Below are 25,326 nucleotides of genomic sequence, written 5' to 3'. Positions count from 1 at the left end.
TGAAAAACGACCAATGGAAATTTCTTCAGTAAAAGGAATCTTTTTAAGATATATTTTAATGCCTTTAATAGCAGTGATCATGATGATTATACTAGGTGTAATCAGACGAAATAAGCCTGCTATAAAAATTAAGGTCATCATCATTTATGTACTCTTATGCAGTTTATGTTTGGCATTACCCGGTTTCTTTGGATTTGCCGGAAATTTATTTAACCCCTACTGGTATCTTATCGCACAGATTGTCTACCTTATTTTGGGGATCATCCATGTTAATCTGTTGGATAAATATTTTAAAAAACATATTGACTCTGCGGTAATGAGTATTTTATTTGAATCTATACTTTCATTAACGTGTATTGCTTTTGGGGGATATCTTTTTGTCCTGTTGTTCAAATGGATGAGTTTAGGAACAGGAAATGCTGTGATGGCAGCAACAAGTGTAATTATATTTCTTGTACCGATGGTATTCCACTACTGTTACGTTCAGTTTATCAGCATTCCTGTTGATATATATAAAACCTGGCGTTATTCTCCGGATCAGAGACTTCCGGATTTTGAAGGCGCGGATTTTGATAGACTTATGGTATTGAATGTAGAATTAAGTAAAAATCTGGAAGATTCAAATAGATTTAGAATTAAGGCTAAAACGCTACCCACAGGAGTCACTTTTGGAGATTGGTTCTATAGAGTAGTAGATGATTATAACCATAAAAATCCAAAGTCGATCATTCATCTTGTAGATGAAGAAAGAGAATCTTACTATTGGATCTTCTACACTAAAAAATCTTTTTTCAGTTTTAGAAAATATATTGATTTTAATCAGGATATTACAGCAAATAGTATTTCAGAAAATGAAGTCGTTATTTGTAAGAGAGTTATTCAACATGAAGAAGAAGGAATAACAAGAAAATCATAACCACACAAAATTTAAAAGTATTTAATATGATACAGCCTATTAAACATTTTGCAATCAATTGGGTAGATGGGATGAAAGTTTCCCAGAGACACCTTAATGATCAGGACAACTTTTTGATTGATACCATCAGAGATTCCAATTCTATAGGAATCACTCCTTATAATTACGGGCTTCTTCCTATATCGAATGAATTCACGGATAAAACTATTTTTGACGTTCACAATACCGCTACGAATGATGTACAGTTGGTCATCAAACGTTGCAGCGCCATAACTTTAGCCGGATACAGAATGGAGCTGAGCGATAGAAGAGTAAGTGTAAAGTCACTGGCTAAATCTATGAATGAAGAACAGGCAGATGGAGAATATTATATTTTAATTTCGGTTAATCCTTTTGATAAGATGCCTTTTGGTGATATCGATCCGGAAGAAATTCCACCGAGACATCCAAACGCGCAGCCTAATTATCATATTGAGCTGCTTCCTGTAACATCATTGAACAGCAGTTATTCAGGGGGGAATTACCTGATCGTTGGAAAGGTTGATTTAAAAGGAAACATAGCGCAGGTCAATTCTAATTTTATCCCACCGTGTACTTCAATTCAAAGTCATCCTGCCTTGATCGAATATTATGGAAGCTTTGCCAAGTCTATTGGAAACTTACAACAATATGCTTTTAAGATTGTTCAGAAAGCTTCTCATAAAAATCAAAATACGGCATTGGCACAAAACGTTAAGTTTTTGTGCAGTACTCTGATTAATACATTTGGAGATATGTATTTCCAATTTAGAAATGTTATTCCTTCGCAGCCACCTATATTTTTAATCGAGTCTTTTGCTAAGTTGGCATTACGTCTATATAATTCCACTCAGGTTTTAGTTCCTGCGGAATTGGAAGAAATGCTGAACTACAGCTTAGAATGGAGTGAAATTGCTCCTCATACCTTGCTGAATCAGCTTTCAATTGTAGCGGAAACGAACTATGATCATCATAACTGTGGAGAGCCATTATTGTATATCCAGCAGATGTTGAGAAGTTTGGAAATAATTTTCTCTAAATTAAGTGAACTTGATTACATAGGTCAAAGAAAAGAAAATATCATTGTTAATGAACAGGAAGTTTCTAATAATGCCAATCCGAAAAGAGGTTGGAGTGTATTAGATTAATCATTGACAAAATTTAAAATAAAAAAATCCCGAAAAACGGGATTTTTTTATTTTATAATGAAACAAAATTTCGTACAAAAAATTAAAATTTCACGGAAAAACAATTTGCTTTTGATGTAATTGTCAATCTGTTTTTATTCTATCTTTTATTTTTTGTTTAAAAGTTCCAATGTGTGTTCTACATGTCCACCGCCTTTCCATTCGTCGTGGCCTGGTACTACCATGGTTGCTGTTGCATATTTGGTTTTCAGTTTTGTCATTGTTTCCGGCCATTGTTTTACATTGGCTTCTCCAGTGTAGCCCAGATCTGCTGCATTTCTGCTTTTTACCAGACATCCACCATCAAGGATATTGTATTTTGGAAACCATACCACTACATTGTCCGCTGTATGTCCTTCACCAAGAAAATCAACGATAAACTCTTCACCTCCGATACGGTAAGGTTTTCCTGTTTTTGTAATTTCAGTAGATGTAGCTTTTCCCTCTTTTTTCAGCAGTTCATTGGTTTTTGCTGTTGCATAGGTCTTTATTCCTTTCTTATTATAAAAACTTAAATCTCCCGCTCTGTCTTCATGGGAGTGGGTAGCAAATACAGCTATAATAGGAAGGTTATGCCGCTTTTTTATGGTATCCATCAAGCTTTGGTACTGTGTTTTCTGCCAGGGAACGTCAAAGAGAACTACCCCTTTTTTTGTAATCAAATACATTGCATTTGTAGAATATTCCTTTCCTCCGAATACGCCAAATGTTTTATAGATATACAAATTAGGTTTGATGGGAGGTTCAATAACAAAATCTTTTACTTGTGCTTTAATAAAAGGGCTTAAAAATAAAATGGAAATGACAAAAAATTGCGTAATCTTCTTCATAATTTTCTTGGGTATAATTAAAATTTTAGTGCTTTTTTTCAGAAAGACAAAGTCTGAGCAGAATGTTTTGCAAACCTAATTAAAATTCTACAACCATGTGTTTTTACAAGCAGACTTTAACCGTTTTTTAACGAATATAAGGACCCCGCATCATAGCTTGTATTGATTAAAAATATTTAATCAGTTTGATATAAGATACTTGCGGGCACTTCTAAATTAGATTTGACGGAATCCATGGATACTAAAGTTTTGAAATGTTTAATATTATCATTACTGTAGAAGATTTTTCGGGTAAGCAGCTCATAATGCTTCATTGAAGGAATCACTATAACTAATACAAAATCTGCCTCACCCGTTACATAATAACATTGCTGTACCTCTGGAGTAGCTTTAAAAGTTGTTTTCATCTGATCAATCAGATCAATTTTATCACTTTCCAGAAATACCTCTACTATGAGAGTAACGGAATGATTCAGTTTTTCAATATCGATGACGGAAACATCCGCTTTAATGATACCTGATTCCCGCATTCTTTTAATACGCCTTTGAACCGCAGCTGCGGATAAACCAATATGATCACCAATATCCCGCTGGGGTGTTAAATTATCTTTCTGTAAAATCTCTAAAATGGATATATCAAAGCGATCTAGATTTTTCAAAATGTAAAATATATTTTATGAAACAAAATTGCAAATAACCTATGAAATTTCATACAAAAACAATGGTTTTTTAATGCATTTTTGCATTTTAATACAACTCATATTTTTATATCAGGATGAATATTTTCAGAGGTTTCTTTTTGGCAGTTCTGGCAGCTTTACTTTGGGGTGTTTCAGGGACATTTGGGCAGTTCCTTTTTCAGCAGCGTGGGATTAATATTGAATGGCTCATTACCATACGAATGCTTGTATCGGGTATTTTTCTTCTTTTATTTGCGAAATTTGGAGAAAAGTCGGATCTGTTTGAAATCTGGAAAAATAGAAAAGATGCTTTACAGTTAGCCATATTTAGCATCACAGGAATGCTTGCGGTGCAGTACACTTATTTCGCAGCGATAAAACATTCGAATGCAGCCACAGCCACGGTTCTTCAATACGCAGGTCCTGTGGTTATTGCTATTTATCTTGCTTTTAAAAATAAAAAGATTCCTATTTTATTAGAGTTTCTGGCTATTGTTTTGGCTATTCTGGGAACTTCTTTATTGGTGACTCACGGGAATATCGACCGTTTATCGATCTCTGGAACTGCATTATTTTTTGGGCTGGCGTCTGCGGTAGCTCTTGCTATTTATACTTTGCAGCCGGTACGGTTATTGACCAGATACAAATCTTCTGTCGTAATAGGCTGGGGAATGCTGTGCGGTGGAATTGTTTTCAGTTTTGTGAAGGCTCCATGGAGTATTGAAGGGACCTGGGATGCACAGGCATTCTGGTATACCGCTTTTATTGTAATATTTGGAACTTTAATTGCTTTTTATGCCTATCTCACTGCAGTACAGATGATCGGAGGTCAGAAAACCAGTCTTCTAGCTTCGGTAGAACCTCTTTCTGCAGCCGTTTTAGCGGTAGCATGGCTGCATGTTTCATTTTCAGCCATGGATTGGGTAGGCAGTTTGCTTATTGTTTCCACTGTATTCCTATTGAGTAAAAGTAGCTCTAAAAGTGCAAATCATTAAGTGAGACAGAGAGACTGAGTTTCTGCAAACCTCTTTTCTTAAGCTCTAAATTTTACATCAATAAATTAAAACAAAACTAATGCAACAAAGTTGCATTAGTTTTGTTTTTTTTAATACTTTTGCTTTAGTAATTACTAATACTCACTTTTTAAAATTTAATACAGCTTAATAAAAACCTTAATGTATATGAAATTGAGATTGATGCTATCAGCATTTGCTATTTTTATGATTTCAATGGTAAACGGTCAAAACGCAGAAGTAACAGGAATGGTACTTTTTGAAAATGGAGGCAGCCCGGGTGCAGAAGTAATGCTTAAAGATACACCGACGAAAACGACCATTAATAAAAATGGTCATTATATAATCAAAAATCTGGTTCCGGGAAACTACAGACTTTTAGTTAAAGCTAAAGGATATGAAGAATTTGAAGAGGAAATTTCCGTAGAGAAAAAGAATATCGTAGTTCCTAATATTGTACTCATCCGAGATAGTAATAAAATTGATGAAGTCGTTATAACAGGAGTTTCAAAGGAAACTTTAATTAAAGAAAACCCTGTTGCAATCGTCAGTATTTCTTCCAAGCAGATCGAAAAAGCAGTGGCAACCAACATTATCAGCTCTTTGGTGAAATCAGCTCCAGGCCTGAGTGTGGTGGAAACGGGACCCAATATTTCCAAACCCTTTATCAGAGGACTGGGCTATAACCGTGTCCTGACACTTTATGATGGAGTGCGCCAGGAAGGGCAGCAGTGGGGAGATGAGCATGGAATAGAAGTCGCTCCCTATATTGTTGAACGTGCTGAAGTGATAAAAGGGCCTGCAAGTTTAATGTATGGATCCGATGCACTGGCGGGAGTAGTTAGCCTTTTTCCTTATATCCCAAGTCAGGATGATGGTACTGTTCATGGAAAAATAACAAGTGAATACCAGGGAAATAATAACCTCATAGGAAATGGAATGCAGTTGGGCTACAAAAAAAATGCTTTCATAGCGGCATTTAACGGGTCTTACAGAATGGCAAAAAACTATAGAAACTCCGTGGATGGCAGGGTATATAATACTAATTTTGAGGAAAAGAATCTTTCTTTTCTTTTAGGACGTAAAACAAATACCAGCTTTTCAAAGATCAACTTTACCCTGTATGATAATCTACAGGGAATACCAGATGGCAGCCGTGATCCAAAGACCGGAAAATTTACGTATCAGGTAGGAGAGGGCGATGATGATGATATTGAAAAAAGACCTGTTGTTTCAGATAGGGAACTTAATTCATATGCACTTTCTCCCTTACACCAGCGAATTCAGCATTATCGTCTTTATGCGCAACACAGTCAGCAGATCGGAAAAGGAGACCTGGATGTCCAACTGGCTTTACAGCAAAATATCCGTAGAGAATACAATCATCCAACTTTACCTTCACAGCCAGGGATGTATGTAAGACTGAATACGTTAAATTATGGAGTACGTTATAATTTTCCAAAATTTTCATCTGTTGAAATTTCCACAGGCGTTAACGGAATGGTTCAAAATAATACCAATAAATCAGCTACAGACTTTCCTATCCCTGATTATGATCTGAGTGAAGGTGGTGCATACGTTTATGCTAAATGGAAATATAAAAGACTCAATGTAAGCGGTGGTGTGCGTTATGATATCCGAAATATCAGTTGGAATAATTTCTACGTACAGACCAATCCGCTGACGCAGTTTGAAGAACATGCAGCACAGGCATCTTCAAATACAGAACTTAGATTCCCTTCCTATAACAAAACTTTCGGAGGATTGTCTGCCAGTATAGGTTCTACGTTTCAATTATCAAAACAAATAAGCCTTAAAGCCAATATCGGAAGAAGTTACAGGGCGCCCAATATCACAGAGATCGGCTCCAATGGATTGGATCCGGGGGCTCATATTATTTATAAAGGAAACAGGGATTTTAATCCTGAGTTTTCATTACAGGAAGATCTGGGAATCAGTACCCGATTCAAGGATTTCTCAGCAGATGTAAGCTTATTTAACAATAATATTCAGAATTATATCTATCTGTCATTACTTTTGGATGGGAATGGAAATCCAATTGTAGATCCACAGGGAAACAAAACATATCAGTACCAGCAGTCTTCGGCCCAGCTGTATGGAATGGAGGCCTGGTTGTCCCTGCATCCTGAAAAGTGGAAGGGATTTAATTTTGAGACAAGTCTATCCCTTATTTATGGATTCAACCGTGAAAAAATGTTTAAAAATCAAGGGAATAATGGTGAATACCTTCCATTGATTTCTCCTGTAAAAGTATCCAGTACCATTTCTCAGAAAATATCTACGCAATCAAAATTTATTTCATCAGTTACTCCTACAGCAGAAGTCGAGTTTTCGGGAGCACAAAACAGATATTTAGGGCTGAATGATACAGAAACGGCAACAAGGGATTATACATTATTTAATATTGGGACCTCAGTTGCTCTCAATTATTCTGAAAACCATTCCGCGACTCTTTTACTTCAGGTCAGTAATGTATTTGATCGTGCCTACCAGTCGCATCTTAGCAGGTTAAAGTATTTAGGAAATATGTATAATATGGGAAGGAACATATCCTTAAAGCTTATTGTTCCTTTTTAATCTTAAGTATTGATTATTTTTTTTAAAAAAAGGTGGCTTAGAGAATCTGAGCCACCTTTTGTATCTATTTTTTTACAAGTATTTTCTCAGTTGCCTTTTTGCTGAGAACTTCTTTTTTTCCTTCAATTTCTATTGTGATGGACTTGTCGAAACTTTCAATTTTAATGATCTTGATTTTAGTGTTCAGGAGGAGCTTTCTTTCGGTGAGATAGCTTAGAAAAGCATCGTCAGATAGAGTGACAGAAGCAAAAACTACCGTTTCACCCACCTCACAACTGCTTAATTTTTGCAGATCCTGTGCGATGATATTACCGTCTTTATCAGGAATGGGCTCCCCGTGGGGATCGAATTTCGGATAATCCAGAATTTCGTCCATTTTGTCAAAAAATACCTGTGAATGTACATGTTCCAGCTGCTCTGCAATTTCATGCACATTTTCCCAGCCGAAGTTCATTTTTTTAACCAGGAACATTTCTGTAAGCCTGTGTTTACGCACTACCAAAGCAGCTTCCCGCTTACCTTTTTCAGTGACCCTTAAAGGCTTGTATGTTTCATAAATGACCCAGTTCTTTTCTGCAAATTTTTTCATCATGTTATTAACGCTCGGCATTTTTACATTTAAAAATTTGCTCAACTCGTTAATCGTTACTTTCCCTTCATTATCAACCAAATGAAACAAAGCTTTCAGATAATTTTCTTCTGTTAATGTTGTTTTCAAAATGTTAGATGATTTTAACTACAAATCTAACAAAATATTATTGAAATTTTATGCTTGTTGTTTTCATTTTTTTTAATTTTGTTCTATGAAATTTTCATTCAAAAACGATTACTCAGAGGGGTGTCACCCTAATATATTACAAGCACTTTTACAATCAAATCTTGAACAGGAAGCAGGTTATGGAGAAGATCAATATTCTTTACAGGCTAAGGAACTGATCAGAGAGAAAACAGGAAATAAAAACTGTGCTATCTATTTTGTTTCAGGCGGAACACAGGCCAATCTTATTGTTATCTCGTCGATCCTAAAACCTTATCAGGCAGCAATTTCCGCTTCTACCGGACATGTTTTGAATAATGAGACCGGCGCCATTGAAGCAACAGGCCATAAGGTTTTAAGTATTGAAACAGCGGATGGAAAATTAAGGCCGTCAGATATCATCCCAGTTCTGGAAAGTCACACGAATGTTCCCCATCAGGTAATGCCAAAATTGGTATATATTTCTAATTCGACAGAGTTAGGAACAATTTATACAGCACGGGATCTTGAGGAATTGTCTGCATTTTGTAAAGAGAGAAATTTATATCTTTTTATGGATGGCGCAAGATTAGGGCATGGTTTAACAGCTGAAATAAGTGATTTGACTTTAGAAAAAGTCGCTCAGCTAACAGATGTTTTTTATTTGGGAGGAACTAAAAACGGAGCTTTAATAGGAGAGGCTATTGTCATAAATAATCCTATTCTTCAGGAAGATTTTGGCTTTAACATCAAACAAAAAGGAGCCTTGCTGGCGAAAGGGCGACTTCTCGGAATTCAGTTTTTGGAACTGATGAAAAATAATCTTTATTTTGACCTTGCTAGACATGCCAATCAACAGGCGATGAAAATAAAAAATGCTTTACAGGAAAGAGGAGTTGCTTTTCTCTCTGTGACGTATACCAACCAGATATTTCCGATTTTAAGTAATGAACTGATTGAGGTTTTATCTGAGAAATTTGAATTTTATGTCTGGAAGAAGATAGACGATCAATATTCTGCGATCAGGTTAATTACTTCCTGGAATACTCCTGATCAGGGAGTGAATGATTTTATTCAAATCATAAAAACGAATTAAAGAATTATAAAAAAAACAGCCTTTTAATAAGCTGTTTTTATTTTTAATATTAATCCTGATGATGCGGATTTAATATGGTTTTTATTCCTGCAACAACTTCATCTTCAAGACGTTTGATCTTATCCTTTTTCATCCGGATATAAATAGCCATTGGGAAATTGAAAATGAAATAGATCATAGCTATATCACTATTGGTCTGGGTACTTACCATACCAGTTTCAGGATCTGCATTTATTTTTACGTTTCCGGTAATGGTAAAACCACTGGTACGAACCTGTAACGTCCCAAAGCTGGTCTGAATTTTATATTGAGGAAATATTCTTCTAAGGTCTTCAATAAATTTGTCCTTAGAAAATGGACTGAACATTAATGTCTGCATAATTGTTATGGTTATAATAATTTTTTGAAATAGACTGGTTGTATAGCAAATACTATGCAAGAATATTTCATTAACCTATGAATAATAGGTCAGGCTGCTTATTTTAACCCTTTTGAGACGACGGCACAATCTGCTGTCTCCATTTTTGGACCTTCTTTATAGGTGATCTTTTTTTCATCAGCATATTTACTTTCACTGCCTTCTTCTTTATGATCACCAATTCCCTCGATCAAAGTATTGCCTTTCTGAATGAAGAATATATCACGTTTGCTTTTGGAGCCTTCCGATTGGAATTCATAAGTCAATTTTAAGGTGTCACCTGATTTAAAGCCAGTTATATCCCCCGTTGAGCTGTCTTTTTCATTATTTTTGTAAGTCAATTTACCAGAAATTGTTCCCAGGTTATCATCAATAGAGGCGAAAACACTATCCTTCCCAATAACTCCTAAGTAACAAAGTGATTTAGTTCCTAAAGTGTCGACAACCGGTTCTGAGATCGCAGTGGAATCTGTTTCCACTTTTGGAGTTACAGTTTCTGCTTTTTTATTGCAATTCATTAAAAAAAATGATAATGAACCCAATACAATTAATTTTTTCATATCCTTAGTATTATATTAAATCAAATTTCAATTTGGCTAAAATAACCAAACTATTTAAATCAAAGATACATTTAATGTAAATAAAATTTCATTAAAAAAGTCTTCAAAATACTTGTGTATATCATATTTTTTCTAATTACTGAGAATCGCTTAAAAAATATTTCCGTGAATATTTTATCGTACAGCGGAAATATATTTAGGCATAAAAAGTGCTTATAAAAGGATAATAAAAATCTGTTATGAAAAAAAGTTTTAAAATCTTTTGTCTTATTTTAATTTTCTTTGGAATTCATTTATTTCAATCCCAAAAACCACAAAATTATATTTATACGTCATCTGGTGATCTCCATGATATTGAAAAACTGATCACACGAAAAGATATCGGAGGAGTGCAAATTGTATATAATTGGAAATCTTTGGAGACTGAAAAAGATGTTTACGATTTTTCACGAATTGAAAAAGATCTCGATTATTTGACCACATTGGATAGAAAATTATTTATTCAGCTTCAGGATAGATTTTTTGAACCGGAAGCGAGATATGTTCCTGATTATATTTTAAAAGATAAGGAATATAATAAAGGACTGGTTCCCCAATATGATAACCCCGGTGAAAATAAGCCTGTTGGAAACGGGTGGGTTACGCAACAGTGGAACCCTGAGGTTCGAAATAGATTTCAAAAGTTAATAGAAGCATTGGCCCAAAAGTTTGATGGAAAAGTTCAGGGAATCAATCTGCCGGAAACTTCTATAGATATCGATATGAAAAAAGATAAAACAGGTTTTAGCTGCGACCGGTATTTTCAAGCCGAACTGGATAATCTGAAGTTTGCAAGAAATGCTTTTAAAAAATCATACGTTTTGCAATACGTTAATTTTTTCCCTTGTGAATGGGAGAATGACCATCAGTATATGTCGAGGCTGTTTAAATTTGCTAAAGAAAATAATATCGGTCTGGGAGGCCCGGATATTGTTCCGAATAAAAATGCTCAAATGAAAAACTCTTATCCCTTCTTTAATCAGTATAAAGGGAAGCTTCCATTAGTCGCAATGGCAGTACAGGAACCCACACTTACTTATAAAAATCCTAAAACAAAAAAACCTTTTACAAAAGAGGAATTTGTAGAATATGCAGAGAATTATCTGGGAGTGGAGATTATTTTCTGGAGTGTGGAATCACCGTGGTTAAAGGAGTTGAAAGTTGAAAATTGAAAGTAGAGAGTTTGGTAGTTCCGAGATGCGAGGTTTGAGGGTTCTAGAGTGGGAGAGTTATAGGGTTCGAGATCTTGATTTCGGTGTAGATTCGAGTTCCAGATTTATAAAATTATGGGATTTTGATATTTTGATATGTTGTGTTCATGGTTGTAATCCAAGTTGTTACTTTTGTTCTAACTTCTAACTTCTAACTTCTAACTCGCGTCCCGAAACCAAAACCCGCATCGCGTATCTCGTATCTCGTAACCCGAACCCCGCAACTCTCAAACTCTCAAACTCCCTCTAAACCCTCTTGCTGCATAATAGGAATCAGCACCGTTGTGATACATGAAAACTCTGTTATAACGGCGGTCACAGAAAATGGCACCACCTCTTTCGCGGATATCAGATGGTGTTTTTACCCAACTTGAAGTTTTCAGATCGAATTTTCCCAATTCCTGAAGCTGGCGGTATTCATCCTCTGTTAAAAGATCAATTCCCATTTCTGAAGCTTTGTCAATGACGTTGCTTTCCGGTTTATTGGCTTTTCTGGATTCCCAGGCCTGGTAGTCATAGCATAGGCTTCTTCGTTTTGGACTTTCAGGAGAGCAGTCGAAGAAAATATATTCATCTGTTTTTTTGTTGTGACCTACGACATCAGGTTCACCCTCGGTTTCTTCCATTTCGTTCAGAGACCAAAGCTTTTCAGGTTGGGCTTCCAGTTTTGTTTGGATTTTATTCCAATTGAGATCTTTATGACGATTCATATTTTTGTCGAATCGGGTTTTCAGAACTTTTAAAAGTTCCTGAGTTTGTTCAGCTGTTAGTTTTTTCTTATTCATATTAATAGTGTTGATATTTAATTTTGATGAATTTCATATAGTACGCATTCCTGTAGATGCGGAGCATCCTGAAGTCGGGGATGGATAAAATTTTTGACCTTATCCATTCCTATTTTTTTCATAACTGCTTCAGATTTTATATTAATCAAAGGAGTAATAGAATTAACTGTTTTGATTGCAAGGTCGTTAAATGCATACTCCAAACATCTTTTTGCTCCTTCTGTAGCATAACCTTTATTCCATTCTTCTGTTCGCAATCTCCAGCCAATGTCAATACAGGGTGTAAAATCTGATTCAAAGTTTTGTTCTGAAAGACCTATAAAACCGATGAATTCATTGGTGTCCAATTTGTCGACAGCGAAATAACAGAATCCTTTTGCTTTCAATTGATTTTGCATTCTTTCAATAAAGTCGATGGTTTCTTTTTCGGATTGAAGGGCGGGGAAGAATTCCATTACTCTTGGATCAGCATTGATTTTTGACATTATTGGAACATCTGAAGGCAGCCAATCCCTGAATCCCAGCCGGGTAGATTGAAAAATATAGTTTTTTTGTTCTGTTTCTTTTGTGGTCATTGGTGATGTTTCTTTATACTTTTTAGTATTTTTTTATTTCCTGCAGATTCAGCAGATTTTTTAAAATAGCAAGTATCATATAAAGATCTGCTTAATCCGCTAAATCTGCAGGTGAAGATATTATTTTTTTGTTTCTCACAGACCATGCAGATTAAGCAGACTTTTTTAATGAATAATATAAAGAAGAATCTGGATAATCCCTGAAATCTGTAGGAACTAAATAAAATACGAACAGTTTATTTAATTATTTGATGAAAAAGTTTTTCTATCTGATGGTCTGAAATACCATGAAATAATAGTAAGAACAAGAAGCAGCAATGAAGCAAATATTTTGCTAAAATTATGATCTGATGCAAGATGCGAAATAATCGCTCCGGACATTACAAAGAAAAATCCGGCGTATGCCCATTCTTTTAATAATGGATATTTGGGAATCAATATGGCAATTACACCCAGAATTTTCCATACTCCAATAATGGTCATAAGGTAGACCGGGAATCCTAAACTGGTAAAGTTTTCTACTTCATCTTTATTTTTCAATAGCTGAACTGCAGCAGTGGATACCATTCCCAATGCTAGCCATAGCGTGAATATCCAATAAATGATCTTATTTCTTTTTTGAGATTGTGTTGGTGTTTGAATCTGTGTTGTTTGTGTCTGTGTTTCCATAATATAATAGTTTTGGTGTTTAGTATTTAGTCATTAAGTCCTTTACCTTCAAGAATTTGTGGAATACATTTTTCAATTCTTGATTCCCGGGTTTTAGATTGTTTGGGTGAAGAAAAGTGGAGTAGATATCCTCTCTGACGTCCCGGAGTTAATGCTTCAAAAGCTTCTTTCAAAGCAGGATTTTTATCCAACTGCTGTTGGAACTCCTCAGCCATTTCAAATTCTCGGGTTTTCTTCATTTCAACTTTTACTCCCGATTCTTCGATCTCAACTGCTTCAAACATATAAGCTTGAAGAACTTTTTCCAGGTCATTAATCTGTTCCAGATCTGTAAAACGGATTTGTCTTGCTGCCTGTACATTTTCTGATTGTTGGATTAAAATGTTGTCCGGGTCTTTCATCAAAGCTCCTTTAAAGAAAAGCAATGCACAATATTCTTTAAATCCGTGGATTAAAAAGATATTTTTCCCTTCATAGGTATAACAGGGACATCCCCATTTTAAATCCTCTACAAGTTCTGTACTCAGGGCAATCGTTCTTAATTTTTTAAATTCTTCCTGCCATTGGCCGGCGTCGTTGAAGAAAAAGTCGGTTTTTGGATTCATGGTGGTTGGGTTTTAGAGTGGGAGAATTTGAGGGTTTTAGCGTTACGGGGTGCGAGATTCGGGTTTTGGCGTTGTGAAGTTTGAGGCTGTAGATCAAGTTATTATTTTTGCCTAACTTCTAACTTCTAACTTCTAACTTCTAACTTCTAACTTCCAACTTTCCACTTTCAATTCTCAATTTTCAACTTTTGAACCGTTTCCTGCAGTCGATTATGTGCCATATTGATCCCCTGAGCAAATGGTAATTTCAGGTGTTGATCTCTGAAGTCTACAGATTTATAAATGGTCTGGATCGTAATTTTACTTGTAGTATCCGTTAATTTTTCAAATTCTAAATACTCGATCTGAACTGGAAAAGGAGTGTTTTCCATTTGGAATGTCCGGGTTATTTTCTGATCAGGAATAATTTCATGAATAGTTCCGTTGGCACTGAAAACCACATCTCCTTGCGAGTTGGAGGTTTCAAAACGGTAACCGCCATGTTGTTTGTTTTCCATTTTTACGACTTTGGTTCCCATCCATTGTTCTACCAATTCGGGTTCAGTGTACGCTTTAAAAAGCAGATGCACAGGAAGATCAAATTCCCTGGTGATAAAGATTTCCTGTTTGCCGTCTTTGGCTTTAATTTTTGTTTTTGGTTCCATGGGGTTAGGGTGTTACGAGGTTCGAGGTTCGGGTTTGAGAGTTTTAGAGTGGGAGGGTACTAGAGTTATGAGTTATGAGTTATGAGTTATGAGTCATGAGTTATGAGTTATGAGTTTGCGGGTGAGGTTGAAAGGGGAGTTCAGTATCTCTCACCTCGCATCCCGTACCTCGTATCTCATATCTCACATCTCTAAGCCTGATAGTTCTTCATTACTTCCTCCAATTTATTAAATCTCTCATCCCACATTTTGCGGAAGGGTTCTATAAATTCTGCGATTTCTTTCATTTTATTTGGATTTAGATGGTATATCATTTCTCGGCCGTTTTGTTCCTGAGTGAGAAGTTCACATTCTGTAAGGATCTGTAAATGTTTGGAAACAGTGGGGCGGGCGGTGTCAAAATTGGAAGCAATAGCTCCCGCAGTCATCGATTGAGCTGCTACCAACATGAGGATAGATCTTCGGGTGGGATCTGCTATGGCTTGAAATACATCTCTTCTTAAATTCATCGTGTAGTTATTTGACTACAAATATATATGAAGTTATTTAACTACGCAAATGTTTTTATGATAAATTGTTGATTTTTAGAATAATTAAGTTATTAGCGTATCTTTATTCTAATTGTGACCATATGTTTTTCTATGATATTGTAAGTTTGAAACATTAAGTTTGTGTTCAGGATGCATAATCAATTTACCATTTTCTGCACCTATTAATTGGAAGTCATCTTGTATTGAAAAGGAACCTTTATCAAGCATTACATGATGATTAGGGCACAGGCATAGAATATTATTCTTATGATCATCTCCATCATGTGGCATTCCTAATGGTTTTATATGTGCACCCTCCGCATAATGACCAAGCTTTGTTGGAATACTTATTTGGCAAACTTGACATTTAAAATTGTATAATTTTTTTATTTCTAAGGCAATTTTGGTATCTCTGATTATTCGTAATACAATAGTTTCCTTCCTTTCCTTATTTAATTTAATAAATTGTATTTCTGACTGTTCTTGTGTTTTGTGATTGTAATTATCACCAGAATATTTTAAATGAAATCTACAAATTTTAAAACCACTTTTTCCTACTTCTTGCCAGGCATCTGTTACACTATATAATCCCCCATATACATATCCCTTATCGGGCGAAAATTCAGATTTATGATTAAATCCTCTAATTACTCTAACAGGCAAGCCTTGATCCATACTTGTCAATAATCCCGCATTACCACTAGTTTCCCAAGATTGATCTTTGATTTGCCTTTTTGTATTAGGATCATTGCCACCAGCTCCTGTATAGATAATTTCATCACCATAATCTTTATCATCTTCATATCCTCCAGATAAAACAATTGCAGCTGCGCCTTCTTTTCCATTACCATCGATACCTGCTTGCAGACTTCTATGAAAGCTTGTAGGTAGCATTTCGCTACGTTTTTCAAATTGATATCCCTCTTTAATATCATCTATTTCTCCAAATATAATTGGTTTGCTCATTGTTATTAGTTCTGGTTTTCAAAAGGCCTTTATATTATTAATATCCTTTCTTTATTTTATATTGCTGAATTTTATATTAGCACGTTTGTATGGTATATAAATAACAAATATAAAATTTTAAGTTAAAAAAATAAACATAAAAACAGTGGCTGTTTTTTATAATGACAAATAGTTTTTAGGTGCTAAGCATAATCCACAAATTCGGGATTCAGTTACAATCTTCATACATGAATTCTTTCTGTCTATTAAACATAAATTAAAAACCCTCTTTTAATTTTTTAAAAGAGGGTTTGATATTTTATTTTTTTCTAATGGATATCCATGTCTGCAATATCACTGAAATGATGATCAGTAAAAGTCCTATATAAAAAGCGATACTAACCTGTTTGCTTTCATTAAAGAATAAAAATGCCATTATAATAGCATAAACAGGTTCTAAATTGAACGTAAGGTTCACTGTAAATGCAGGGATTTTCCTTAAAACTTCAGCAAAAATAACATATAATCCCACGGTGCAGAAAAGCGCCAGGACAAGTAGATAACCCATATCTTTCATCCCTGGAATAATGCTTTCCACAGGGAAAAAATAGAGGTAGGCCGGTAGGAGAGCCCCTAAAAAAACAGTTCCTCCAATCATTTGATAATAATTGATGACTTTGGAATCATAATTTTGAGCCAATCGTTGATTATAGATAGTATATAATGCACCAATTGCTGATGAAATAACTCCTAAAGCAATTCCTAACTGATAGGAAGTATCAAAATGAAAGATCAGACTGATTCCCAGGAGTGTAAAAGCACTGAGAACCAGTTCTGAAATTTTAAATTTTTGCCTGTCGATCAACGGTTTAAATATTGCCGTAAAAAAGCTGGTCAGGCAATAACAAACCACACCGATGGAGATATTGGCATATTTAATACTGGCATAGAAGAACAGCCAATGGAAGGTAATAAGCAATCCAACTTTGGCTATATTGAATTTTTCCCGGCTGGAAACCATATAACGGATTTTCAGCAGTTTTAAGATCAGGAATAAAATGATGGCTGAAAACAAAAGCCGATACCAAACCAGCAGGCCTTCATTAAGGGAGATTAATTTGCCGAATATACCTGTGAATCCAGCCAGAATAACGGCCAGATGTAATAATACATATGAATTTTTCATTGAGAATAAGCTGTATAAGATTCTTTGTTATTTTATTGAATGTGAAGCACTAATAACTAACCGATAAAAATGTAACGGTACAGATAGATACTTCAAATAAATTTGAAAATACTAGAATCTTGGAGGAGGCAAACAGCTCGAGTGGTTCATATTTTTATTATATTATATCAAATATAGGGATAATATTCGGTTATTCTACATATGGAAAACATTGTAGGCATGTCCATCAGGATCAGTAAAAGTAAATCCATAATAATTATCTCCAAAGGTTTGAGGAGCTGAAATAATTTTCCCGCCGGCTTTTTCAACTTCCTGAGCCCAGCTGTCTGCCTGATCTTTGCTTTCAGCGGATAGCGTAAAAACAATTTCATGAACTTTTTGGGTATCACAGAATTCTAAGGGCTTTAGATTGGTTTCCAGAATATTTTTCAGAAAGAAATGAATAACAAAATCATTTTCACCGAAGAAAAAACTTACCAACTGATCAGAGGTATGCGGACCGTTGGGTTTAAATCCTAAGTCCGTATAAAATTGGTATGTGCGTTCCAGATTAGCTACGGCCAGATTTGACCAGATCATTTTAGGTTTCATATTATTTTATTTTTTGATTAGGATAAAGGTAGCAGGTTTATACACAACAAGCCTTGCCATAAGACAAGAATTTATAATCGCTGAGAATCGGCTGTAGGAGATTTTATTAGCTTTGGTCAGAATTGAGGGCTAATTACCCTATTATAATTGGATTATAAAAAGTCCTATAATTTATATTATGTTAAATTTTATATAATGCTTGTTTTGCTCATTTTCAATAACGCTTAAAAAAAGCTCCAAAGTACAATGACTTTGGAGCTGATTTAAATAGATAGCTTTTCAGCTGGCCTACTATTCCTTGATTATTTTAGTTAAAATAGTATTACCTGTTAAGAAATAACTTCCTGATGGATATCCAGTAAGATCGATTGTGTTTTTCCCTTTTCTAAACATCACATTTTTAAGGAGTTTACCATTGATGTCATATAAATGAACATTTTCATCCGCTGTGGATTCCACATTGATCACTCCTGTTGTTGGATTAGGATAAGCCGAAATTTTTGTTTTTGCAGAAACTTCTGTTGCCGACAGAAAGCAGCCGGAAATATAGGAATCTCCAATAATATTAAACCCTTTGTTGATCAGTTGGGCTCTGGCCAGCATGGCTTGCGGTGAAGAATAAACAAGCCCTGTTGCATCTATAGTTCCAGATGTTATTGTTGAGCTCGTCCACGTCGGATTGTTATTCAGAGCAATCAGAAAATTACTGTAATTCGTACATGATAAGCCAGCATTTTTAAATCCGAAATAGATTGAATTCCATGTGAAGTTTTGAAGCTTGATATTCCATGCAGAAATATCCTGGTTAAAATGTAAAGCACCCGCAAACATATTGAATCCTGCAAAATAGTCAATCTGACTTACATCCCAGTTTCCGATAGGCTGATTGAATGATACTGCATTTTCAAACATATGCTCAAAATCTTTTGCTTTACCAGTATTCCAGTTATTAAGAGGCTGATTAAATGCTGCTGCATTATAGAATGTATAGCGGAAATTGGTGCCATTTTCTGTATTCCATGAATTTAATGGCTGGTTGAAAGTTGTTGCATTCGAAAACATAGAAGAGAAATCAGTTCCGGATATCGTGTTCCAGGCAGAAATATCTTGATTGAAAGAAGAGGCAGAAGAAAACATGCCGCTAAAATTTGTGACTTTTGATGTATCCCAGTTTCCAATATTTTGATTAAACAGAGATGCTCCGCTGAACATACTGCTCATATCTGTAATATTGTATGGATTCCAGTAAGAAAATGAAGTATGCCCTATCAGAGATGAACAGTTGAGGAACATTTGCGATAAACTGTTTATCTGTGTCAGATCCGGAGTATCTGCAGCGGTTACATCAAGATTGGGACAGTTTGCAAATGCGCTGTCGAATTGCTGAAGCCATGTAGTATTCCCCCACTGGCTGACTTCTATGAGTTCCTGATTTCCACTGGGAGGCATAATGCCGGTATTTGCCCTGAACCCATAAAATAAACCGTTACCCCTGGATACTTTCAATTGGTAGGTTGCCTCCAGGGGATCCGTATGTAATGATGGCCCAAATGTTATGGTTATGGGATTGTTGCTGTCAGAGGTTACAGAGTTCATGAGTCCGTTATGCTGAGGGTATCCTACTTCTTCCCAATAAATGGTGTAATCGGTTCCGGTGCCGCCGAACGTTATTGAATGGTCAATAATACCATTTGCATTTGGTTTCCACAACGTAACAAATTCATTCTGCGCGTAGGAAATGAAAAATGAAAAAAGAAAAATGATTATTAGTTGTTTTTTACACATAATTTAAAAGAATTATTTTAAGGTTAACATTTTAGTAAGACAATTAATTTCCCGGGATTCTTTATCTTATCTCTAATACAAAAGTACTGACGCACAGCGTCAAACCATGTCGTATTATAATTTAATAGCTTATTTTTTTTATTTTTTTGATGAAAATTATACTATTAAATCAGGGTGAAAGAATACCCAACTGAATGGAAAGAGTGAAAAGAAAATTGATCGAATTCTCCTACTTTGTATGTAAACTTAACAACACTTTTAGATGATTATTTTCACAGAAAATTTTTGAGAAATATAAACCTCAAAAATGAACAGAAATGAAATATGAACGCTACCCTATAGTTTTTAAACAAAAAAAATCCCGCACTAACGAACGGGATTTTAATTTTTCAAATTTAAATTTATTTTATCTCTACAGGAACTGAGATTTTATCCCAATCCATTGTAAATCCATTGCTGTTTATTTTATAAACTAAAGTTTCCTGTGTTGCTGGTAAAGCTTTTGTCTTAACATCAACGCGTAAAGCATCTTTAGATTCTTCGTATTTATAAGCGCCCCATTGTTTTGGCTCTTTGTTAAAAATCGCAGTCCACGTTCCGCTTGCTTTAGGAATTAAAAAAAAGCTGTATTTTCCTGCTGGCAGTGGTTTTCCCTGAACGGTAATGTTTTTATCCGTTTCAAAAGTAGTTGCTTCATTAGCTCCTGCACGCCAAACTTTATCATAAGCTTCTAAACCACCCCAGATGGCACGTCCTTTAACAGATGGGCTGCTATAGGCTATTGTAATGGTTGCATCTTTAATTTTTCCTGTTGCTGTAGCCGGAGGGCTTGCAGGCTTTTTAGTGTCCTGTGCAAATGCGTTCACTGAAATCGTCAGTGCAGCAAAAAGTACGGTAGCAGATTTAATCATTGTTTTCATAATATTTTATGTTTGTTGTTCGTTTACGAATTTACTGCTTTTGGCTTATAAAACAATAAACCGATTGTCGAAAATATAATTACCGCCGCAGCCCCGATTACATTAAGCCAAAGAAAAGAAATAATGTCGAACTGATAAACGGCAATAACCGCAATTTCTGCTAAAATTGCAGAAATAAATACATTCGCACCATTGATTTTTTTATAGTAAAATGCCACAAGAAAAATCCCCAATATCGGACCGTAGAAAAGAGATCCTAATACATTAACTGCTTCAATAAGAGAACCCATTTGAGTGGCAAACATGGCTACGCCGATCGAAAATATGCCCCACGCTAACGTGTGCAGACGGCTATACTTCAATTCGGTTTCCTGGTCAGGAACTTCTTTGCTAAATATCAAATGAACATCTTTTAATGAACACGCAGCAAGAGAATTCAGCGCTGCAGAAATTGAACCCCAGCTGGCCAGAAAGATGACGGCAAACAGTAAACCGATCATTCCTACAGGCAGGGTATTTTTCACGAAATAAAGGAAAATGTAATTGGTATCCGTTTTCTCCGCATTATAGTTTGAATGATTGATCGCCTCTTCTACCCTTCCATGAAGTGCTTTTACCTGGGTCTGTGTGTTTTTAAAATCCTGAATTGTCTTTTTTAATTGGGGAGAATTATGTTCTTTCAACTTTAGAATTTCTTTTGATTCTGCATTGAATTTTAATTGCAGATCCTGATGCTCTTTTTCAAACACCGCAGCCTGTTCAGGTTGTGCTTCCTTTAGATATTGATAAGATCGTTCGTTAAAATAAATCGGAGCCGGTTTTAAAGAAAAGAAAGCGAAAAGTAAAGCACCGATCAGGAGAATAGCAAATTGCATCGGAATTTTAACCAATCCGTTCAACAGCAAGCCCATTTTTGCATTGGTATTGTCTTTCGCAGTAATATACCTCCCCACCTGACTTTGGTCCGTACCGAAGTAAGAAAGTGCCAGGAAGAAACCGCCAATCAGCCCGCTCCAGATATTGTATTTATCTTTCCAATCGAATTCTGTAGTGATTACATTGAGCTTTCCGGATTTCCCCGCCAGATATAGCGCATCTGTAAAACCAATTCCATTCGGCATATTCTGAATAAGCAGGAAACCTGCAAATGCCATTGTTCCCAGAATAATAAGAAACTGTAATTTTTGGGTGTGAGCGATCGCTTTTGCTCCACCAACATAGGTGTAAATCAACAGAATACCACCCGTTAAAACATTCGTTAAATAAATATTCCAGTTTAAAACGCTCGACAAGATGATACTCGGAGCATAAATGCTGATTCCCGTTGATAAGCCTCGGGAAAAAAGAAATAGCAGTGAAGTGAGTACCCTAGTTTTTTTATCAAAACGGTTTTCTAAATATTCATAAGCGGTGTACACATTTAAGCGCTGAAAAATCGGGATGAAAGTGATACAGATAACAATCATCGCCAAAGGCAAACCAAAGTAATACTGAACGAAACGCATCCCGTCCGTATAAGCCTGGCCCGGCGCTGAAAGAAATGTAATGGCACTCGCCTGCGTAGCCATAATACCGATAAGCACGATGTACCAGGGCATTTTATTATCTGCTTTCAGGTAGGATTCGTTGCTTTTTTGGCCACGACCGATAAATACGCCGTAAACAACCACTACAACAAGTGTAAAAATAAGAACTGTCCAATCTATAGTACTCATGCCCAGAATTTAGTAAACAAATAATAAAATGCGATCTGACATACTAATGCAGCTGCTAATAGTATGTACCAGGTATTCCAATTTTTAAGTTGCTTGTTCATCAGTTTTTCTGTGCAGATAAAAAGTTTAAAAATAAACGTGCCGCTCCAACATTCCCCGCAGGAAGCTGTCTGAAAAATGCCAACGGTGTATAAATAAAATTACCCTTGCCGTATTTAGCATATAAAGTTGATCCCTGCAAAGGTTCTTCACCGGTATCGTGCATTTCAAAAAGCGGTTCATACGCTGCATCCCATTGCGCAGGGAAATAAGCGCCACGCTCCTGCACCCAGCCTTTAAAATCATCTGCTGTAATTTTGTTCGGAAAGTTCAGTAATTTATGATTGGGGTTTAAAAACGTAACTGCGGCATTTTCCTCGGTAACCCGCTTATTGGCAATGCTGAAATTGTAGATTCCCAATTTGTCAACGGTGGTATCCTGGTTGGTGTTGTACTGCATCACTACATTCCCGCCTGCTTTTGCATAAGACCATAAGAAAGGCATCCAACGACCCAGCTTTTTCTCTGTGTTATTGGTACGGACACCAAGTACGATGGCATCATATTGTGATAGCTTGTTTGGGGTGCCGTTTCTGGATTCATCCAGGTTGCCATAAAAATCTTCGTCTTTCAGGACATCTACCTGTACACCTGCGATACGTAGGAACTCAGGAATGAAATCGCCTGCACCTTCTATATAACCCACTTTTTTAGCTTTCACCTGGATATCCCCTTTCATTACGGTTACTGTTGCAGGCGCAAAATATTGTAAAGAAGGTAAATGCGGATATTGAATTAATATCTGTTTTTTATTATAAGTGACTCCATCTGCAACAAAATTGGCATCCAATTGCAAACGAGGCGAATGTATTGAAGCAAGCTTGGTTTTTGGAATAACATAATCGATGGTTGTATCTTTTCCATTGAGCGAACTTACATTAGTACCACCTAATCGTTCTCCGTTATACATCAGGTTTAGAATACCGTTGTTGTATGGTTTGTTAGAATTAACCTTAAAATTTAAGCTCAAATGTAAATCTTCATTTTCTTTGACCAGATAAAGGGGTTGCGTAAACTTCAGTTCCAATGCAGGAACAATACGCAAGGCTTCCACTACATCACCACGCACCGGGTCTAATTTTTTGAACGATAAAGGAAGTTTAACCTGAAATTTTTCCGAACCGATTTTTAAATCTAATAAAACATTCAGTGGTGATTCTGCTTCAGGTAAACCGATTAAAGTATCGTTGGGAACGGAGAAAATGCCTGGGTTCGTAGCTGGTTTTGCCAACCAGTAAGGTTCTGTAAGTGCTGCATCAGCAGGAATCTGAATTTCGTGCTCAATGGTAATTAAAGAATCTTTTGAAAGTTTTCTGTTGATGCTTTCTGACTTATTTAACCAATTTACATGGTCTAAAACGACAGGATTTTCAGCTCTTGAAATCAGATTTAACCTGAAATTATAATGATCTCCGGCAACAGCTTCAGCCTGATTGGTCACTACCTCGCCCATAAATCCGGCGCAGCTTAAAATGATATTGTCAATAGATTTAACTTTATCCTTTTTTAGGTCTCCATCAGGTAACGCCATTATCTTTTTTCGCAAAGCAAGCAAAGCAGGTAAGCTAAGGTCCGGATTATTGAAATTAAAGGCTGAAATAATTTTATCTAATGATTGGTCAATATCAGTGTTTCCTTTTGCGGTCCAGGTGTTCACTACTCCATCAAAAAGTGTTGTTTTGGCAGGTTCACCGATCACATGAGAAAAATATTCAGTTCTGATCCCGGCGACAGACTGTGTTCCTGCACCCTGGCTTTTATGTAAGCTTCTGCTTAATCCCGCCAGTTCGCCGTAGCCCATTCCCAGTTGTGCGTCATATTGGCCAACTGTAACTTTCAGTTGGTCTTCAGCCGTTGTATTGACCCCACCAAAGCGGAAAGTATTCCACAATACACGTTTGGGTTGCCATACATTAACATATTTTAGTTGCTCTGGGAAAGCTGTTTTATCACCCGCCAGCTTAAAAGCTTTTTCCGCTACCACAGCCGAAGCTGCATGTTGTCCGTGGCCTGCCGCAGCTGTAGGAGGAAAACGACAAATGATAACATCAGGACGGAATTTACGGATTACCCAAACGGCATCAGCTATAAGGCTGTTTTCGTCCCATTGTTTAAAAGTATCAGTTGTATTTTTAGAGAACCCGAAATCAATCGCCCGGGTAAAAAACTGTTGGGCGCCATCTAATTTTCTTGCCTCTAAAAGCTCATGCGTTCTGATTAAACCCAATGCAGCACCCTGTTCTGTACCTAATAAATTCTGACCACCATCCCCTCTCGTTAAAGACAAATAGCCCGTTTCTACATTCTGGTCGTTGATTAACCAGGAGAGCAATCCCGTATTTTCATCATCGGGATGAGCTGCAAAGTATAAAACTTTAGGCAGATGTTTAAGGGTTTTGAGTTCGCGGTAAATTTCAGATGATTTTGAAGGCCGAACCTGCTGGGCCAAACAAAAAGCCGTATTAAAGCCAAGGACAGATACAAGGATTACTTTTTTGAACATTTTAATTTGCTTTGCGACGCAAATATAAATAAATCTTCTTTCTTTCAACGTTAAAAGAATTAGACTCTGAATTTCACAATATAAAATAAATATTACTGCTTATTATCTATAAGGCTGTTCAAACTTTTTTATTAAACCACAAAGGAGGTGCAAAAGCTTTTTAAACACTTAAGCTATTTAAGTTCCATACTTTGTGTATAATAATGACACTTAAGTTTTTGTTGAAAATCAAAGATTTTCATTGTATGTGAATTTAATTATCGGGTATTTTTTTAACTTTCTATACATTTTATTATCAATGTTTTCCATTGATAAAAGCTTAATAGCTATGCTTCGACAAATCAACGAAGTTGATTCTATCCTTTGCTTTCTTACAATCAGCAGTATCAAAAATGAAAACTTTGCGTCAGAAAAAAATACACCTGTACATTGATCACCTGCATCAACAACTAACAACCTTTTATTTACGTTT

The 25,326-nt window shown here is 35.9% G+C and carries 24 protein-coding genes; 6 read left to right on the top strand and 18 right to left on the bottom strand.

Annotated elements, in window-relative coordinates; all coding sequences use genetic code 11:
• The first annotated feature begins 13 nt into the window (after positions 1 to 13).
• Complete coding sequence (locus tag CEY12_RS04520) at positions 14 to 916, top strand: TssN family type VI secretion system protein (protein WP_089026553.1); 903 nt, start codon at positions 14 to 16, stop codon at positions 914 to 916.
• A gap of 26 nt (positions 917 to 942) precedes the next feature.
• Complete coding sequence (locus tag CEY12_RS04515; protein ID WP_089026552.1) at positions 943 to 2,082, top strand: hypothetical protein; 1,140 nt, start codon at positions 943 to 945, stop codon at positions 2,080 to 2,082.
• A 146-nt stretch (positions 2,083 to 2,228) separates the two neighbouring features.
• Here the strand turns inward: CEY12_RS04515 and blaIND are convergent, their stop codons facing one another.
• Both blaIND and CEY12_RS04505 read right to left on the bottom strand, forming a co-directional pair.
• On the bottom strand, positions 2,229 to 2,951 hold the full coding sequence (blaIND, locus tag CEY12_RS04510; RefSeq protein ID WP_089026551.1) for an IND family subclass B1 metallo-beta-lactamase: 723 nt from the start codon (positions 2,949 to 2,951) through the stop codon (positions 2,229 to 2,231).
• A 176-nt stretch (positions 2,952 to 3,127) separates the two neighbouring features.
• Positions 3,128 to 3,610 (bottom strand): Lrp/AsnC family transcriptional regulator, encoded by a 483-nt coding sequence (locus tag CEY12_RS04505; protein ID WP_089026550.1) that lies wholly within the window; start codon positions 3,608 to 3,610, stop codon positions 3,128 to 3,130.
• Between the two features lie 116 nt (positions 3,611 to 3,726).
• Between CEY12_RS04505 and CEY12_RS04500 the strand changes: the two genes are divergently transcribed.
• The gene (locus CEY12_RS04500) at positions 3,727 to 4,626 is read left to right on the top strand and encodes a DMT family transporter (protein ID WP_089026549.1); all 900 of its coding nucleotides are present in this window, start codon (positions 3,727 to 3,729) and stop codon (positions 4,624 to 4,626) included.
• A 186-nt stretch (positions 4,627 to 4,812) separates the two neighbouring features.
• Positions 4,813 to 7,242 carry a TonB-dependent receptor gene (locus tag CEY12_RS04495; RefSeq protein ID WP_157676755.1) on the top strand — a complete coding sequence of 810 codons (2,430 nt, stop codon included), beginning with the start codon at positions 4,813 to 4,815 and terminating at the stop codon, positions 7,240 to 7,242.
• Between the two features lie 64 nt (positions 7,243 to 7,306).
• Here CEY12_RS04495 and CEY12_RS04490 read toward each other — a convergent pair whose 3' ends face one another.
• Entirely contained in the window at positions 7,307 to 7,960 is a 654-nt protein-coding gene (locus tag CEY12_RS04490; RefSeq protein ID WP_089026547.1) for a metal-dependent transcriptional regulator, read from the bottom strand.
• An 85-nt stretch (positions 7,961 to 8,045) separates the two neighbouring features.
• Between CEY12_RS04490 and CEY12_RS04485 the strand changes: the two genes are divergently transcribed.
• Positions 8,046 to 9,074: a threonine aldolase family protein gene (locus CEY12_RS04485; protein ID WP_089026546.1), complete on the top strand. Its 1,029-nt coding sequence runs from the start codon at positions 8,046 to 8,048 to the stop codon at positions 9,072 to 9,074.
• A gap of 49 nt (positions 9,075 to 9,123) precedes the next feature.
• On the opposite strand, the gene CEY12_RS04480 is transcribed toward CEY12_RS04485, so the two are convergent.
• Together CEY12_RS04480 and CEY12_RS04475 are read right to left on the bottom strand one after the other, a co-directional pair.
• A complete protein-coding gene (locus CEY12_RS04480; protein WP_089026545.1) occupies positions 9,124 to 9,453 on the bottom strand; it encodes a hypothetical protein in 330 nt (109 codons plus the stop codon).
• Positions 9,454 to 9,551: 98 nt separating this feature from the next.
• Entirely contained in the window at positions 9,552 to 10,052 is a 501-nt protein-coding gene (locus CEY12_RS04475; RefSeq protein ID WP_089026544.1) for a hypothetical protein, read from the bottom strand.
• A 239-nt stretch (positions 10,053 to 10,291) separates the two neighbouring features.
• On the opposite strand from CEY12_RS04475, the gene CEY12_RS04470 reads away from it, so the two are divergent.
• On the top strand, positions 10,292 to 11,263 hold the full coding sequence (locus CEY12_RS04470; protein WP_228409793.1) for a hypothetical protein: 972 nt from the start codon (positions 10,292 to 10,294) through the stop codon (positions 11,261 to 11,263).
• A 266-nt stretch (positions 11,264 to 11,529) separates the two neighbouring features.
• Here the strand turns inward: CEY12_RS04470 and CEY12_RS04465 are convergent, their stop codons facing one another.
• From CEY12_RS04465 to CEY12_RS04405, 13 genes are all read right to left on the bottom strand, one after another.
• Positions 11,530 to 12,087, bottom strand: coding sequence for a DUF4256 domain-containing protein (locus tag CEY12_RS04465; RefSeq protein WP_089026543.1), 558 nt, complete (start codon positions 12,085 to 12,087; stop codon positions 11,530 to 11,532).
• Positions 12,088 to 12,104: 17 nt separating this feature from the next.
• The gene (locus CEY12_RS04460; protein WP_089026542.1) at positions 12,105 to 12,662 is read right to left on the bottom strand and encodes a GNAT family N-acetyltransferase; all 558 of its coding nucleotides are present in this window, start codon (positions 12,660 to 12,662) and stop codon (positions 12,105 to 12,107) included.
• 240 nt (positions 12,663 to 12,902) lie between these two features.
• Positions 12,903 to 13,331, bottom strand: a complete 429-nt coding sequence (locus CEY12_RS04455) for a DoxX family protein (protein WP_172821010.1) — start codon at positions 13,329 to 13,331, stop codon at positions 12,903 to 12,905.
• Between the two features lie 26 nt (positions 13,332 to 13,357).
• Positions 13,358 to 13,936: a YdeI/OmpD-associated family protein gene (locus CEY12_RS04450; protein WP_089026541.1), complete on the bottom strand. Its 579-nt coding sequence runs from the start codon at positions 13,934 to 13,936 to the stop codon at positions 13,358 to 13,360.
• A gap of 167 nt (positions 13,937 to 14,103) precedes the next feature.
• A complete protein-coding gene (locus CEY12_RS04445) occupies positions 14,104 to 14,580 on the bottom strand; it encodes an SRPBCC domain-containing protein (protein ID WP_089026540.1) in 477 nt (158 codons plus the stop codon).
• Positions 14,581 to 14,771: 191 nt separating this feature from the next.
• Positions 14,772 to 15,089 (bottom strand): ArsR/SmtB family transcription factor, encoded by a 318-nt coding sequence (locus CEY12_RS04440; protein WP_089026539.1) that lies wholly within the window; start codon positions 15,087 to 15,089, stop codon positions 14,772 to 14,774.
• A 108-nt stretch (positions 15,090 to 15,197) separates the two neighbouring features.
• Positions 15,198 to 16,076, bottom strand: a complete 879-nt coding sequence (locus CEY12_RS04435) for a YDG/SRA domain-containing protein (protein ID WP_089026538.1) — start codon at positions 16,074 to 16,076, stop codon at positions 15,198 to 15,200.
• A gap of 298 nt (positions 16,077 to 16,374) precedes the next feature.
• Entirely contained in the window at positions 16,375 to 17,241 is an 867-nt protein-coding gene (locus CEY12_RS04430; protein ID WP_089026537.1) for a DMT family transporter, read from the bottom strand.
• Positions 17,242 to 17,436: 195 nt separating this feature from the next.
• On the bottom strand, positions 17,437 to 17,832 hold the full coding sequence (locus tag CEY12_RS04425) for a VOC family protein (RefSeq protein WP_089026536.1): 396 nt from the start codon (positions 17,830 to 17,832) through the stop codon (positions 17,437 to 17,439).
• A gap of 291 nt (positions 17,833 to 18,123) precedes the next feature.
• A complete protein-coding gene (locus CEY12_RS04420) occupies positions 18,124 to 19,617 on the bottom strand; it encodes a BspA family leucine-rich repeat surface protein (RefSeq protein ID WP_089026535.1) in 1,494 nt (497 codons plus the stop codon).
• A gap of 401 nt (positions 19,618 to 20,018) precedes the next feature.
• Positions 20,019 to 20,537, bottom strand: a complete 519-nt coding sequence (locus CEY12_RS04415; RefSeq protein ID WP_089026534.1) for a DUF2911 domain-containing protein — start codon at positions 20,535 to 20,537, stop codon at positions 20,019 to 20,021.
• 23 nt (positions 20,538 to 20,560) lie between these two features.
• Complete coding sequence (locus CEY12_RS04410; protein WP_089026533.1) at positions 20,561 to 22,252, bottom strand: sodium:solute symporter; 1,692 nt, start codon at positions 22,250 to 22,252, stop codon at positions 20,561 to 20,563.
• 100 nt (positions 22,253 to 22,352) lie between these two features.
• The gene (locus CEY12_RS04405) at positions 22,353 to 24,854 is read right to left on the bottom strand and encodes a PIG-L family deacetylase (protein WP_089026532.1); all 2,502 of its coding nucleotides are present in this window, start codon (positions 24,852 to 24,854) and stop codon (positions 22,353 to 22,355) included.
• Positions 24,855 to 25,326: the final 472 nt, after the last annotated feature.

Origin of the sequence: Chryseobacterium sp. T16E-39 (genome assembly GCF_002216065.1) — a bacterium.
Taxonomy (GTDB): domain Bacteria; phylum Bacteroidota; class Bacteroidia; order Flavobacteriales; family Weeksellaceae; genus Chryseobacterium.
Note: the sequence above shows the minus strand (reverse complement) of the source record. Positions and strands in the feature narration are given on the sequence as shown.

What these genes read in the sequence shown, in the direction of transcription:
- CEY12_RS04495 (WP_157676755.1), top strand. Translation starts at nt 4,813, where the DNA reads ATGAAATTGAGATTGATGCTATCAGCATTTGCTATTTTTATGATTTCA.
- CEY12_RS04480 (WP_089026545.1), bottom strand. Translation starts at nt 9,453, where the DNA reads ATGCAGACATTAATGTTCAGTCCATTTTCTAAGGACAAATTTATTGAA.
- CEY12_RS04500 (WP_089026549.1), top strand. Translation starts at nt 3,727, where the DNA reads ATGAATATTTTCAGAGGTTTCTTTTTGGCAGTTCTGGCAGCTTTACTT.
- CEY12_RS04450 (WP_089026541.1), bottom strand. Translation starts at nt 13,936, where the DNA reads ATGAATCCAAAAACCGACTTTTTCTTCAACGACGCCGGCCAATGGCAG.
- CEY12_RS04425 (WP_089026536.1), bottom strand. Translation starts at nt 17,832, where the DNA reads ATGAAACCTAAAATGATCTGGTCAAATCTGGCCGTAGCTAATCTGGAA.
- CEY12_RS04435 (WP_089026538.1), bottom strand. Translation starts at nt 16,076, where the DNA reads ATGAGCAAACCAATTATATTTGGAGAAATAGATGATATTAAAGAGGGA.
- CEY12_RS04515 (WP_089026552.1), top strand. Translation starts at nt 943, where the DNA reads ATGATACAGCCTATTAAACATTTTGCAATCAATTGGGTAGATGGGATG.
- CEY12_RS04485 (WP_089026546.1), top strand. Translation starts at nt 8,046, where the DNA reads ATGAAATTTTCATTCAAAAACGATTACTCAGAGGGGTGTCACCCTAAT.
- CEY12_RS04445 (WP_089026540.1), bottom strand. Translation starts at nt 14,580, where the DNA reads ATGGAACCAAAAACAAAAATTAAAGCCAAAGACGGCAAACAGGAAATC.
- CEY12_RS04455 (WP_172821010.1), bottom strand. Translation starts at nt 13,331, where the DNA reads ATGGAAACACAGACACAAACAACACAGATTCAAACACCAACACAATCT.
- CEY12_RS04430 (WP_089026537.1), bottom strand. Translation starts at nt 17,241, where the DNA reads ATGAAAAATTCATATGTATTATTACATCTGGCCGTTATTCTGGCTGGA.
- CEY12_RS04470 (WP_228409793.1), top strand. Translation starts at nt 10,292, where the DNA reads ATGAAAAAAAGTTTTAAAATCTTTTGTCTTATTTTAATTTTCTTTGGA.
- CEY12_RS04465 (WP_089026543.1), bottom strand. Translation starts at nt 12,087, where the DNA reads ATGAATAAGAAAAAACTAACAGCTGAACAAACTCAGGAACTTTTAAAA.
- CEY12_RS04460 (WP_089026542.1), bottom strand. Translation starts at nt 12,662, where the DNA reads ATGACCACAAAAGAAACAGAACAAAAAAACTATATTTTTCAATCTACC.
- CEY12_RS04475 (WP_089026544.1), bottom strand. Translation starts at nt 10,052, where the DNA reads ATGAAAAAATTAATTGTATTGGGTTCATTATCATTTTTTTTAATGAAT.
- CEY12_RS04405 (WP_089026532.1), bottom strand. Translation starts at nt 24,854, where the DNA reads ATGTTCAAAAAAGTAATCCTTGTATCTGTCCTTGGCTTTAATACGGCT.
- CEY12_RS04420 (WP_089026535.1), bottom strand. Translation starts at nt 19,617, where the DNA reads ATGTGTAAAAAACAACTAATAATCATTTTTCTTTTTTCATTTTTCATT.
- CEY12_RS04440 (WP_089026539.1), bottom strand. Translation starts at nt 15,089, where the DNA reads ATGAATTTAAGAAGAGATGTATTTCAAGCCATAGCAGATCCCACCCGA.
- CEY12_RS04410 (WP_089026533.1), bottom strand. Translation starts at nt 22,252, where the DNA reads ATGAGTACTATAGATTGGACAGTTCTTATTTTTACACTTGTTGTAGTG.
- CEY12_RS04415 (WP_089026534.1), bottom strand. Translation starts at nt 20,537, where the DNA reads ATGAAAACAATGATTAAATCTGCTACCGTACTTTTTGCTGCACTGACG.
- CEY12_RS04520 (WP_089026553.1), top strand. Translation starts at nt 14, where the DNA reads ATGGAAATTTCTTCAGTAAAAGGAATCTTTTTAAGATATATTTTAATG.
- blaIND (WP_089026551.1), bottom strand. Translation starts at nt 2,951, where the DNA reads ATGAAGAAGATTACGCAATTTTTTGTCATTTCCATTTTATTTTTAAGC.